The sequence below is a fragment of the Bifidobacterium sp. MSTE12 genome (assembly GCF_000513015.1).
In the GTDB taxonomy this organism is placed as follows: domain Bacteria; phylum Actinomycetota; class Actinomycetes; order Actinomycetales; family Bifidobacteriaceae; genus Bifidobacterium; species Bifidobacterium dentium.
On sequence record NZ_AZYA01000035.1, the window covers coordinates 146891 to 160122 of the forward strand.

General features: G+C 60.6%; 12 protein-coding genes. 8 read left to right on the top strand and 4 right to left on the bottom strand.

Translation table 11 applies throughout. The annotated features are described in order from the left end of the window. Positions 1-21: 21 nt before the first annotated feature. Both tmk and HMPREF1494_RS08630 read left to right on the top strand, forming a co-directional pair. Positions 22-753, top strand: a complete 732-nt coding sequence (gene tmk, locus HMPREF1494_RS08625) for a dTMP kinase (RefSeq protein ID WP_034255860.1) — start codon at positions 22-24, stop codon at positions 751-753. Beyond that, entirely contained in the window at positions 750-1901 is a 1152-nt protein-coding gene (locus HMPREF1494_RS08630; protein WP_034522153.1) for a DNA polymerase III subunit delta', read from the top strand. The genes tmk and HMPREF1494_RS08630 overlap by 4 nt, the downstream gene beginning before the upstream one ends. Positions 1902-1950: 49 nt before the next feature. On the opposite strand, the gene HMPREF1494_RS08635 is transcribed toward HMPREF1494_RS08630, so the two are convergent. Next, positions 1951-2964: a LacI family DNA-binding transcriptional regulator gene (locus HMPREF1494_RS08635; protein ID WP_012901829.1), complete on the bottom strand. Its 1014-nt coding sequence runs from the start codon at positions 2962-2964 to the stop codon at positions 1951-1953. Positions 2965-3107: 143 nt separating this feature from the next. Further along, the gene (locus HMPREF1494_RS08640; protein WP_003837678.1) at positions 3108-3368 is read right to left on the bottom strand and encodes an HPr family phosphocarrier protein; all 261 of its coding nucleotides are present in this window, start codon (positions 3366-3368) and stop codon (positions 3108-3110) included. A 284-nt stretch (positions 3369-3652) separates the two neighbouring features. On the opposite strand from HMPREF1494_RS08640, the gene ptsP reads away from it, so the two are divergent. From ptsP to HMPREF1494_RS08660, 4 genes are all read left to right on the top strand, one after another. Then, a complete protein-coding gene (ptsP, locus tag HMPREF1494_RS08645; protein WP_012901830.1) occupies positions 3653-5305 on the top strand; it encodes a phosphoenolpyruvate--protein phosphotransferase in 1653 nt (550 codons plus the stop codon). 268 nt (positions 5306-5573) lie between these two features. After that, positions 5574-6131: a YbhB/YbcL family Raf kinase inhibitor-like protein gene (locus tag HMPREF1494_RS08650; protein WP_012901831.1), complete on the top strand. Its 558-nt coding sequence runs from the start codon at positions 5574-5576 to the stop codon at positions 6129-6131. 124 nt (positions 6132-6255) lie between these two features. Next, positions 6256-7854 (top strand): C69 family dipeptidase, encoded by a 1599-nt coding sequence (locus tag HMPREF1494_RS08655; RefSeq protein WP_003837673.1) that lies wholly within the window; start codon positions 6256-6258, stop codon positions 7852-7854. Between the two features lie 90 nt (positions 7855-7944). After that, entirely contained in the window at positions 7945-9462 is a 1518-nt protein-coding gene (locus tag HMPREF1494_RS08660; protein WP_034522156.1) for a formate--tetrahydrofolate ligase, read from the top strand. A gap of 160 nt (positions 9463-9622) precedes the next feature. Here HMPREF1494_RS08660 and HMPREF1494_RS08665 read toward each other — a convergent pair whose 3' ends face one another. Beyond that, positions 9623-9970 carry a phenylpyruvate tautomerase MIF-related protein gene (locus HMPREF1494_RS08665; protein ID WP_003837669.1) on the bottom strand — a complete coding sequence of 116 codons (348 nt, stop codon included), beginning with the start codon at positions 9968-9970 and terminating at the stop codon, positions 9623-9625. A gap of 107 nt (positions 9971-10077) precedes the next feature. Here HMPREF1494_RS08665 and HMPREF1494_RS08670 point away from each other — a divergent pair, with 107 nt between their 5' ends. Beyond that, on the top strand, positions 10078-10614 hold the full coding sequence (locus HMPREF1494_RS08670) for a GtrA family protein (RefSeq protein ID WP_003837666.1): 537 nt from the start codon (positions 10078-10080) through the stop codon (positions 10612-10614). A gap of 122 nt (positions 10615-10736) precedes the next feature. Here HMPREF1494_RS08670 and HMPREF1494_RS08675 read toward each other — a convergent pair whose 3' ends face one another. Beyond that, the gene (locus HMPREF1494_RS08675) at positions 10737-12161 is read right to left on the bottom strand and encodes an MFS transporter (protein ID WP_034522159.1); all 1425 of its coding nucleotides are present in this window, start codon (positions 12159-12161) and stop codon (positions 10737-10739) included. Positions 12162-12501: 340 nt separating this feature from the next. Here HMPREF1494_RS08675 and HMPREF1494_RS08680 point away from each other — a divergent pair, with 340 nt between their 5' ends. Beyond that, the gene (locus HMPREF1494_RS08680) at positions 12502-13161 is read left to right on the top strand and encodes a histidine phosphatase family protein (RefSeq protein WP_003837663.1); all 660 of its coding nucleotides are present in this window, start codon (positions 12502-12504) and stop codon (positions 13159-13161) included. The last annotated feature ends 71 nt before the right edge of the window (positions 13162-13232 follow it).

Consider the following 13232-nt stretch of genomic DNA (forward strand, 5'->3'; position numbering starts at 1 on the left):
AGTCACGGTACAGTGATGGATATGCAGGGCATGTTCATTTCTTTCGAAGGCGTCGACGGCGTAGGCAAGACCACGCAGGTCGAGCGATTGCGTGCGCATATCGAAGCGCAGGGGCGTGAATGCGTGGTTACGCGCGAACCGGGCGGCACCGCGCTCGGTGTGGCCATTCGCGGCATGTTGCTGCATGGAGTCGCCGCTGCCGATGCGGGGGTTCCCGCGAACAAGGCGGATGGGGGACGGCAGCCGGAGCCTGCCGACATCGCTCCCCGTACCGAAGCATTGTTGTTCGCGGCGGACCGGGCGCAGCATGTGGCCGAGGTGATTCGTCCGGCGCTTGAACGCGGCGCGGTGGTGATCACCGACCGTTACCTCGATTCGTCGTTGGCCTATCAGGCGGGCGGGCGTGAACTGACGCTTAAGGAAATCCGGGATCTCAGCCTGTGGGCCACCAATGGGTTACTGCCGGAACGCACATATCTGCTGGACATGGATCCGGCCGCCTCGCATGCACGACTGCGGCACAGCGAGGATCGCATGGAATCCGCCGGCGACGATTTCCAGAATCGTACGCGCAACGCCTTCCTTGAGCTCGCCAGGGACGAACCGGAACGGTTCCGCGTAATCGATGCCAGCCAATCCATCGAAGAGGTCTGGCAGCGGATCGAACACGATTTCGCTGCGATCGACCACCTGCGGCCAACCCTACGGTCGACGGTTTCCACCGGCGAGAATACGGAAGGAATCGCACGATGAGCGTATGGGATTCCATAGTGGGGCAACGTCAGGTGGTGGAGCAGCTCAAGACCATCTCCTGTGGCGATCCGAAGTCGATCGCGCAATCATGGCTGATCTGCGGGCCTCCCGGATCCGGCCGTTCCAATGTGGCGCGTGCCTTCGCGGCGGCGTTGGAGAGCCCCGACCATGGCCTTGGCGACGAACCGACCAAAGTCACCCAGCAGGTGCTTGCCGGCACGCATCCCGACGTGACCGTACTCGCCACGAATAAGGTGACCATCGGCATCGATCAGGTACGCGACCTGATCACCACCTCCGAGCAGATGCCGAGCACCGCGCCGTGGCGAATCATCATCATCGAAGACGTGGACCGTATGCTCGAACGCACCACGAATGTGTTGCTGAAGGAGATTGAGGAGCCGAGCGAACATACCATCTGGCTGTTGTGCGCCCCGAGTGCGCAAGATGTGCTGCCGACCATCCGTTCGCGCACCCGTATCGTGAATCTTGCCGTGCCGTCGAACCAGGCCGTGGCGAAATTCCTCGAGGAGACTTCGCAGGTCGAGCCGAAAATCGCGGCCCGTGCGGCGCGCCTTGCCGAAGGGCATATCGGCATCGCCCGACTGTACGCCTGCAACGAGCGGATCATGTCGGATCGTGATGAGCTGATCGTCGGTGTGCTCAATCTTGCGAAGGCATCCGATGCGGTGTTGCTGGCCGGCAATCTCATCGACAATGCGAAAGCGCAGGCCGAGGCGGATGTGGAGGTCAAAGCCGCCGCCGCGGAAGCCGACTTCCGTAGAATCAACGGACTTGGTCCGAAGGACCGCATTCCTCCGAAATTGCGCGGCGCCTACAACGCCATCGCCAAAAAAGACGAGCTCAAGCGTCAGGCCACGCGCCTCACGCGTGACGTGCTTGACCGCGCACTCAACTCGGTGGCGAGCATCTACCGTGATGTCGCCGTGTTGCAGAACAACGCCGAGGATGCCGTCGGCCTGATCAATCTCGAGAACCGCTCCTCGATCGCCGAACTGTCGGTGTGTCTGGATCGCGCCGCGGCCGTACGTCGGCTGGAGGATATCGCTACGGCCCGCAGGCGTCTCAACGGCAACGGCAATCCCGCGTTGGTGTTCGAAGCCTTGTTCTGCGCCCTGATTCCGTAAGGTTGATCCGTACGTTCCGTGCATTCCGGTATGGGAATCGTCGGCGTCCCTAGCGTGCGACCACGGTGGAATCGCGGACGATAAGCTGCGGCGGCAGCGACACATGCGCCGGATGCTCCGGACCGAGCGCGATCAGACGCAACGCCTCCGATACGATTTGCTGGAACGGCGGACGCACCGAAGTGAGCGTCGGCATGGTGGTCGAAGCGATCGGCGAATCGTTATAGCCGACGATCAGCACATCCTGCGGTACACGGAGTCCCAAAGCGTGCAGCGCCACCATCATGCCGAACGCGATGGTGTCATCCGCGCAGACCACGGCCTCCGGCTGCACCAGCGGCTCGGAGAACAGGCGCATTGCGCAGTCGAAACCACGTTGCACGCTGCGCTCGCCGAATCGGTTCCAGTCGGCCTGCGTCTTCAGATGATGCGCGCGCACCTGCGTATGGAACATGGCGAACAATTCCGCCGATTCGAAGGAGATCTCCTTGCCGGCCATGTAGGCCACGGATTCGATGCCCTGATCGGCCAGATGCCCGATGGTCATCTCCATGGCGGCGTCTTCGTCGATGCCGACCATCGATGTATGGAAGGAACGTTGCCGGCCTCCGACCTGTACGATCGGCAGGGTACCGGCATATTGTTCGAGGATTTCGGTGAGATCGGCCCCGGCCGCGGGCACTACGATGAGTCCGTCCACATGACGTGCGACGAGTGATGCGATGCGTTCGCCCTGTGCCGCTTGATTGGGGCCTATGCCGAGCAACAGCTGTTGCGAGTCCACGTCGATGGTCGGCTCGATTTCGTCAAGCAGCTGCGCGCTGAACGTTTCGGTGGCGCTGGGGATGACCAGGCCGATGGTGTTGGTGATGGTGCTACGCAGTGCGCTTGCCGCATAGTTGACGGAATAGTTGAGCTGTTCGGCGGCTGCGCGCACACGGCGGGCGATGTCGTCGTCCTTGGTGCGTTTGCCCGACAATACGCGGGAAACGGTTGCGATCGACACGTTCGCCAATGCGGCCACGTTCGTAATCGAACGGTTGCTCTCGTTCCTGCCTGCCATGTTTTCCTCCGTCATGCGGTCCTGTTGGCGATTCGCCGCGCGATCCCGGTCGCCATGCGCGAACGACGGGACCTCTCAAGAATAGAACAGCCGCCCGTCGAACATGGCGGGCGGCTGCAAGGAATCGGCGATGATGATCGGGCTCACGCGGCGTTGGCGAGGATGCCGATCAGCTTGTCGGCGCACGCATCGGCGTCGGTGCCTTCGACGTTGATGACCACGGTGTCGCCCTGCTTGATGCCCAGGCCCATGATGGACAGGATGGAGCCTGCCGGGACAGCGTCGCCGCCCTCCTTGGCGATGGTCACGTTGCAGTTGGAGGCGGTGACGGCCTGTGCGAACTGTGCGGCCGGGCGTGCGTGGATGCCGACGGGATCGTTGATGACGAGATTGCGGGTTGCCATAGTGACACTCCTTTGAGTCGTGATAGTGCTTGGTTGCGTTCTTCAATTGTGCAGGAACAACGCGGCAGTATGATGCCGCTCAGCGAAAAGCATACCACTTTTTCACGAAACGCAGAAAACGTTTTCCTTTTTCGTATTAATGAATATTTATGTATACTAACGGCAGGCTGAAAATGATTTACCGGCAATGACGGTGGGGATCATTGCAGTAACCCCCGTACTCCTCGACGGTCGCGCCGTATGCGTTCGTCGGGACAACCAAGGAACCAGGAAAAGGAGTTCTCATGAACATCAAGGGTGTTGGCATCGGTCGTGGCGTTGCGGTCGGACCGGTTATTCGCATGGCCGCTCCGCTGCCTGAACCGTCGGACGCACCGCGTGCCGAAGGCATCGACGCCGAAACTGAAATCATCCGCGTCGAGCGATCATTGGCATTGGTGAACGCCGACCTCAACCGTCGTGCGGAAGAGGCCGCCAATGGTGACGAAGGCGCCCAAAAGGCCGCTCCGATTCTTCAGGCCATCGCCATGTTCGCCTCCGACCCGTCCCTTGCGCAGTCCATCCGGAATCTGATTGGCCAAGGCAAGACTGCCGAGCGGGCCGTGCTTGAAGGTTTCGCGGCCGTGGAAGACATGTTCCGTGCCATCGGCGGCTATCAGGCCGAGCGTGCGGCCGATCTGCATGATGTCGGTCAGCGTGTGATCGCCGACCTGATGGGCGCTCCGGCGCCGGGTCTGCCGGTGAGCGAAACCCCGTTCGTGCTCGTTGCCGAAGACCTGTCCCCGGCTGATACCGCCGCGCTCGACATGAGCAAGACCCTCGCCATCGTGACCTCGCAGGGCGGCCCGACCTCGCATACCGCCATCCTGGCTCGCGCCCGCGGCATTGTGGCCGTGGTCTCCGCCACCGAAGCGACCGAACTGACCGACGGCACCAACGTGATCGTGAATGCAGCCAAAGGCGAAATCACCGTCGAACCGTCCGAGGAGGAAATCACCGCGGCAGAAGCGGCCAAGTCTCGCGCCGCGGCGGCCAAGGAACTGCGTGGCAACCCGGGTGCCACCAAAGACGGCCACCGCATTCCGCTGTTGGCGAATGTGGGCAAACCGTCCGATGCCGCCACCGCATTGGAATATGGTGCCGAGGGCGTGGGCCTATTCCGCACCGAATTCCTGTTCATCGGCAACGCCGAACCGCCAAGCGTCGAAGAGCAGACCAAGGCCTATATCGAGCTGCTCAGCCAGTTCCCGGGCAAGAAAGTCGTGATCCGCATGCTCGACGCCGGCGCCGACAAGCCATTGCCGTTCCTGACTCCGGAAGACGAGCCGAACCCCGCTCTCGGACTGCGAGGCCTGCGCACCTTGAAGGCCCATATGGACGTGCTTGAAGGCCAGCTCAAGGCCCTCGCCGCCGCGGATGCCGCAACCGACGCCGATCTGTGGGTCATGGCCCCGATGGTGGCCGACGAGCATGAGGCCGACTACTTCGTCAGACTCGCCAAGAGCCATGGACTGAAATTCGTGGGTGCCATGGCCGAAGTGCCATCCATCGCCCTGATGGCCGACAAGGTGGCCAAGGTGGCCGATTTCGTCTCCATCGGCACCAACGACCTGACCCAGTACACGCTGGCCGCCGACCGTACCCTCGGTTCCGTGGCCAACTACCAGACCGCATGGCATCCGGCTGTGCTGCGCGCCATCAAGATGATCTGCGACGCGGGCAATGCCAACGGCATGCCGGTGGGCGTGTGCGGCGAGGCCGCCGCCGATCCGGATCTGGCCGTGGTGCTGGCCGGTTTGGGCGTCAATTCCCTGTCCATGACCCCGGTGGCTCTGGACGATGTGCGCGCCGCGCTCGCCGAGGTCACCCTTGAGGAAGCCAAGGCCAAGGCCGCCGCAGCGCTTAACGGCGACTACTACAATCCGGCCGACCGCTGACGGTAATGGCGGCGGTTATGGGTTTCGGCCGCAAAAGTGCACTTGTTGTTGGGTGACAGGCTGGTCCTCGCAGGTTAGGCCCTCCAACACATGTGTGTAAGGGCCTGACCTGCGATTACCGCGGACTTGCTCGCAGGTCAGGGCTCCAAATCCTCGTCTTTGGGGCCTTTGCCGTTGAGTAACAAACTGGCTCTCGCAGGTCAAGCCCCCGCGCCGCATCAATGATGTGGCGGTATCGTGCGTCACGTGTATGCGCGATACTGGAGACATGAAGATTTCCGCAGATTTTACCGTCATTCCCGACGCGTTTGCCAAGGCGGCGCCGCCTGAGAACTGCATCGACGGCACTCCGATCGTCTCCTTCCCTTTCTACATCGATGAGCTTGACTCGTCGGTGCAGTTCCTGCATTGGGAATTCGTTGATCCGGATTCGATTCCGGTATGCGGCTTCCAATGGAATCACTGGTCACTGGCGAATCTGCCGGTTGATGCGCTGATGTACGACTTCAATGATTCCCATGCGTTGGCGATTCCGGCCGATTTCTCCCGTACCGTTTCCGCGATGATTCCCGAAACCGTGCAAGGCCGCACGTCCGCCGCTTCGCCGCTGCTGACCGGTCGCAGCACCGATCCCGCGGTCACCATGCGTTACAACGGCCCGTACCCACCGGATCGGGATCATGACTACTACCTGCATGTGTGGGGTACGACGGCACCGTTGGCCGGCCTCAATCAGGGCTTCTGGCTGAACGAAATGGAGCGTGCCCTGCGCAATGGCGGCAATCCCATTGATCAAGGCGGCATCTTCCTTACCGGCAAAGCCTGATCGCTGCCCCCTCAGCGGCGAAATCCGAACCATGTCGTCTTCCCCGCTGGCGAAACAGGGAGGCGCAGAAGCCTGACACGTTCCCGTAAGGGGAGAACAATCATCGAAAGGAATACACAGCAACATGGCGTGCACCACGATTCTGGTCGGCAAGAACGCAAGTTATGACGGTTCGACCATCATCGCCCGCAATGAAGACAGCGCAAACGGCGAATTCTGCCCGAAGCGTTTCATCGTAGTCAAGCCGGAGGAGCAGCCGCGTACATATCGCAGCGTGCTCTCCCATGTGGAAATCGACCTGCCGGAAGAGCCGTTGCAGTACACGGCCGTGCCCAATGCCGATCTGAAGGAAGGCATTTGGGGCGAGGCTGGCGTCAATGAGGCGAACGTGGCCATGAGCGCCACCGAAACCCTCACCACCAATGAGCGTGTGCTTGGCGCGGATCCGTTCGTCGAACTTGCTCCGGCCAAGGGCAGGGAAGGCGAGGACGGCTACGAACCGGAAGTGCCCGGCGGTATCGGCGAAGAGGATTTCCTCACCCTCGTGTTGCCGTACATCAAGACCGCCCGTGAAGGCGTGGAGCGTCTCGGCGCGCTGCTTGAAGAGTTCGGCACCTATGAGATGAACGGTGTTGCCTTTTCCGACGTGGACGAGATCTGGTGGCTGGAGACCGTCGGCGGCCACCATTGGATTGCCAAGCGCGTGCCGGACGAGGCCTACGTGACCATGCCGAACCAGCTTGGCATCGATGAATTCGACCTTGAGGATGCCCTAGGCGATCAGGAGGAGCATATGTGCTCCGCCGATTTAGGCGAGTTCATCGCGCGTAACCATCTGGACCTGTCGGTGGAGAACACCACGCCGTTCAATCCGCGCGACGCTTTCGGTTCCCACTCCGATTCCGACCATGTGTACAACACCCCGCGTGCTTGGTACATGCAGCGCTTCCTCAACCCGTACGACGAGCAGTGGGATGGTCCGGACGCGGACCACAAGCCGACCGCCGACGACATTCCGTGGGCTCGCCAGCCGGAACGCAAGATCACCATCGAAGATGTGAAGTACGTGCTGAGTTCCCATTATCAGGGCACTCCATACGATCCGTACGGCAAGCTCGGCGACCAGCGCACGCGCCACATGTTCCGCCCGATCGGCATCAACCGCCAAAGCCAGCTTGCGGTCATGCAGATTCGTCCGTATCGCCCGCAGGTCAGCCGTGCGATTCAGTGGATGGCCTATGGCTCCAACCCGTTCAACACGTTGGTGCCGTTCTTCCCGAACGTGGATTCCACGCCGAAGTACCTGGAAGACACCACTGTGCGCGTCACCTCTGAGAACTTCTACTGGGAGAACCGCATCATCGCAGCCCTGTGCGACGCGTCCTTCGCCGATACCGCCAACGCGGTGGAGCGCTATCAGGAAAAGACCGGCGCAATGGGCCACCGTATGGTCGCAGCCGCCGATGAGCAGATCGATAGGCTGTGCGAGGATTCCGATTTCGACGCCGAGTTCGATGCAGATGATGAAAGCGCCGACGTGCAGCCGATGGAACCGGATGAGATCATCGAAGCCACCCGCAACGCGGAAGCACGCGAGATTCTTGCCGCAGCCAACCGGACCATGGCCGACCAGCTCAAGGAGGAGACCGACAAGCTGCTCGACTCCGTGCTCTACACGGCGAGCATGAACATGAAGAACGGCTTCCATATGTCCGACTTCTGATTCGCGGTGTTATAGGGAGAGACGCCAACCCCCTCTGTAACGCGCGGCCACTACAATGATCTTCATCTTTAATCCCAGAAAGGAACCCCAGTGACCAACATTGAGGATTTCACCAGCCAGTACGGCCTGGTTCAGAAGATTGATGCGTTCGGGTATCTCGATTATCTGAAGAACAATCCGGATGCCCCGCGCAAGCATGGCAAGGTCGTGCTCGTCACCGCCGACACTCCGCTGAAGGCGTCACGCGGCGAAGGCAAGACCACCACCACGATCGCCCTGATCGACGCCCTGCGTGAGCGTGGCATCGATGCGACCGCCGTGCTGCGTCAGCCAAGTATGGGCATTACCGCGGCCGGTTCCAAGGGCGGCGCATCGGGCGGTGGCAAGGCATCCCTGACCCACCCGGAGTTGATCGACTGGGGTCTGTGCGGCGAGATGGGTGCCATCGAGGCCGCTCAGAACCTGCTGGTCTCCTTTGCGGAGAAAGCGATCGACGAGGGCAAGCTTGATGAGATTCTGGTGCCGCGCGTTTCCGAAGTGCCGTCCCGCTCCCTGCGTCAGATCGCCGTGGATCGTGGTAAGGGCAACGTTGCGGAACGTACGGTGCTCACCCCGACCTGCGAGTTGATGCAGATCGTCGTGCTGTCTCGTTCCATGGACGAAATCGCCGATCGCGTGGCCAAGATGATCGCCGGCACCAAGGACGGCAAGGCCGTCACCTTCGGCGAATTCGTTGACCTGTGGCGCATCACCGGCATTCTGTCCGACGCCGTCAAGCCCGCCAAGACCGAGACCGTAAACGGCGCCCCGGTGTATGTGCATGGCGGCCCGTTCGCGAACGTGTCCATCGGCATTCCGACGCTCGTTTCCGTGGAGATGGCCTGCGCCCTGCACGACGTGGTAATCGTCGAGGCGGGTTATGGTGCTGATGCCGGCGCCCAGAAGTGGCTCGACATCGCATGCCGCGAGTACGGTGCGCAGTGGCCGTCCGCCGCCATCGTCGTGACCCGTGCCTCCACATGGCGCGATGATCCGGCGCTTGCCTGGCGTTATCCGTTCCATGTGCAGCGCTTGGAAGGCCTTGACATTCCGACGTTCCCGCTGATCAACCTGTGGGATGGCGAGGACGATCAGATTCCGGCGTTGAAGGCGACCGCCGAAGAGCTGGAATTCCGTGAGCCGATCATCGGCAATCTGTACCGTGACGGCGGCGACGCGCTCGCCCCGCAGCTGGATGCCTTCGTGGATGCCGTGGTGAACGGTTCCATGCCTGCGGAACCGCACAGCCACAAGGGCATGGCTCTCGTGGAGAACGTGCGCTGGGTGGCCGAGAACGCATATGGAGTTCCGGCTGAGCGCGTGGTTCTGAAGGACGGTTTCGCCGAATCCCTTAACGAGGCCATGAATCTGTGCGCCAGCGCGGGCATGGATCTGGGTGATATGGCACTGGTGGCGGTGAAGTCTCCGGCCACCATGACCGATAACGATTCCGCCCCGGAGGAGGAACGCACCGTGACCTTGAAGAAGGTCGAAGTCCATTCCGGTGCCGGCTTGGTGCATGTGAATCTGACTACGTCCCTGACTACGCCAATGCCGAAGATCGTCTGATTCCACACGATTGCGAGTAATGATCGCACGATGACGGACGCGAGGAGCCGCCGATCCCAAGAGGTCGGCGGCTCCTCGCATGTTATGCTGCGGCGTGTGAGGAAACGGCGGAAAGATTAGCGTTTAGTTGCCGCTCCTTCGGAAGAACGGTGGAATTGCGTCAGAAATTGCCGCCGTTCCAGCCCCAATCGGTGGTGGCGGTGTATCGGATGTAAGTACGGTCGGCCGGAATGCCGAGCTCCTTGCCCAGCGCGGCCATGATCTGTTCGGTCAGCTTTTCCCAAGCGGAACCCGGCACGGAACGGCCGAAAACATTCACCTCCACGTACGCGGCCGGTTGGGAATCGTCACCGCCGAAATAAATCGGCATATTGTCTTCGAACGGGCACATCAGCCAGCCTTCGGACTTGCCTGGAACGGCGGTGATTGCCTTGCCGTAGGCCGTTTTCAGGGCCTCACGCTGTTCGGGAGTGGTGGAGACGGAAACGTGGGTGTGAATGACTGGCATTGGTCCTCCTTGGTCGGTGAAATGCTCGTGGACAATTCACACCATTCTAAGTCCGGTCTGTGTGCGTGTGTTTAATTGTCTGTGTGAGAAAACTGATTGAACAGCTTATGAAATTCGGTCTTGTAGGTGTGATCGCCTTCGTTATCGACTGGGGCATCCTGAATCTGCTTGTTGGCGTCTTCCATATGCATAACGTGATCGCCGCGACGATTTCGTTCATTATTTCCTTGATTTTCAACTACACCGCCAGCATGAAACTGGTGTTCAAACCGCGCGATGACATGGCCCGATGGATGGAGATTCTGATTTTCGTGGTCGGCGCCGTGATCGGTCTGCTCATGAACGACGCCCTTATTTGGGTTTCCACGTACGGCATGAATCATGATGCGTTCGTTACGCAGCATACCGAATATCTGATTCGCACCAATGTGGGCAAGCTCTTCGCCACCGCAGTGGTGATGGTGTGGAACTTCCTGACCCGTAAGTGGCTGCTTGATGATACGCATACCAACGCCATGAACCGCCTGAAGAAGGCTGAGAACCGCTTGAGCGAAGAGGAGCTGGAGGCCAAGTGGCAGAACAGTTTCTCGCACAAGCTGGGCGTTTGGTCGCTGGAGCACACTCCCAAAGGCTGGCCGAAGTAGGGCGCCGCGCGGTGGCTTCGATATGAAACGGTCCTCCTTCATCAGAGGGAGGACCGTTTGCTTGTCCGGCGGATCATTCGCTTACGAAAGTCTCCGCTTTACACGCCTTTACACGCACACGTTCACACGCTCACGGACGTGAGCATGGGTTGCTCGGTGGAGTCCTTGATCTGCTTGAATCCGAACAGGGCGATCGCCAGCGAAGCCAACGCCAGCACGGTCACGACGAGGAAGCCGCCGTGCGAACCCATACGGTCGATGAACTGACCTGCAATGGCCGAACCCATCGATCCGCCGATCGAATTCATCGCACCCATCCATGCCATGCCTTCGGTAAAGCGGGTGGGCGGCACCAGATGCAGCATCAGCTGGTTGCCATTCACCCAGGTCGGGGCCTGGCATACGCCGATGAGCAGGTAGATGATCATAATCACCCACAGGTGCTTGGCGAACATGAACGAGCCGATGCCCAGATCCACTACCGCCAGGCAGAAGTAGAAGCGCTTCCACAGTGGGATGGTCCAGTTCTTCGCGCCATATACGAGTGCGCCGATCAGCGAGCTGAACGAGAAGCATGCGAACACGAAGCCCGTGTACTGCTTCATATTCGCTTCCGTGGCGAAAGCCACAATGGAAATGCCCGCAGCCGATTGGAACGCGCCCAGACCGAACCACGTCACGCATACGGCGATCAGGCCCGGACCCCAGATGGACTCCTTGCGGCCCGCCTTCACATCGGCCGCGGCCTGTTCCATGGCAGCTTGCACTTCGGCGGCCGTCTTGCCTTCGGAACGTGCGCGGTCGCGCGCGTACTCCACGGCCGCTTCGGCCTGCAACGCCTTGGAATGTGCGGTCTCGCGCTCTCGGTATTCCTTGCGGGTCATGCCGGCCTCGCGTGCCAGCTGCGTCTGTGACTTCGGTTCGGTGGTCAGTTCCGTCAGGAACATCAGTGCGCCGACCACCACGCACATACCGGTGAACGAGAAGGCGAGCACACCGGAAATCACGGCCAGCGTGGAAGCGAGCGGATTGCCGATCACCCACATGCATTCGTCGAACACACCTGACAGCGACAATGCACGGTTCGTCTTCTCCGAATCGCCTTTGAGCAGCGTGGTCCAACGCTGACGGCTCATCGCACCCCACGGCGGAATCGCGGCCATGAACGGTACGATGCAGAACAGGATCCACGACGGAACGCGGGCGGTGATGCATGACACCAGCGCGGTCGCGGCGACCATCCACACGATGATCGTCGGAATGGAAACCTGACGCTGCCCGAACTTGTCGACCAGCTTGCCGAGCACCGGGCTTGCCACGGCCAATGCGATCGCCTGTACTGCAGTGAGTGCGCCGGCCAGCGAATAGTTGCCGTAGTAATGCTGTACGGCAATCGTAATGGTCATGCCGACCATCGGGAACGGCATGCATGCGATTACCGAGCCGACGGAAAAACGGGCGGTATGCGGTATGCGAAGAAGTTCCGCATACCCTCCGAAAAGACGATGGCCAACGCTTGTGACGCCGGCGAAAACCTGATTGGTCATGCTCTGCCGCTCCTTTCTGCTCACGGTTCGCGTTTCCCCGCGGCTTTGCGTCGCTGCGGGCTGATTCGTTCCTCTCATATATCCCACTTCAACTCGGCTTGAACGCAAGTCGGGTCCGGCAGTGTGTCGTCAAGAGGGGTTTCTGGATTATGGTGCCGTGATGATGATGCGGCACGGTCTTTGTTGACCACAGGCAACTCTATGCGTAGGCACCGTCGCAACACGCGGTAGATTAGGGCTAGGAAAACAAACGATCAGGTAAATTTTTTAGTTCCGGCGATATTGTCGTCACAATGATCGACGCCGATGCCGGAGCCGTCCCGGCAGAAAGGTGGCATCCATGCATGCAACAACCATCCACTTCGTGCGTCACGGCAAGGTCGAGAATCCGGAGCATCTGCTCTACGAACGTCTTCCCGGATTCCACCTGTCCGAATTGGGAGTGCGTATGGCGCAGGCTACCGCGCACTACATCGCCATCAGTCCGCAACTGAACACCGTTTCCGCCGTCTACTCGTCACCACTGGAACGTACGCGTGAGACGGCCGGCGAAATCCTCGAATCCCTGAACGCCGTGCGTGGGCTGCGTGGCGAGAAGCCGCTGGAACTCGTCACCGACGAACGCATCATCGAAGCCGGCAACGAATTCCGCGGCAAGCGCATCGGCCACGGCGAGGGGGCACTGTGGAGGAACGGCAACTACAAACTCGTGCGCAACCTGTGGAAGCCGAGCTGGGGCGAAAGCTACCAGTCCATCGCGCATCGCGTGCAGGATTTCGCATTGGAGAAGGTGTCCGAACATCCTGGTGAGCAGATCGTGGTGGTCAGCCACGAATCGCCGATCTGGAGCTACCGTCACATGCTGGAAACCGGTCATCCGGAACACAATATGCTGCTGCGTCACACCGCGCTCGCCTCGATTACGTCGATCACTTACGATTGCGCCACCCGCAAAGTGATGTCAATCACGTATGTCGACCCCGCCGCCGACGTACAGTGAGTGGCACAATGGAAGAGGGTCTGCAAAGAGGGGCTCGCGGAAGCTTGTTTGAGGCGGGTTTCCATGTGATG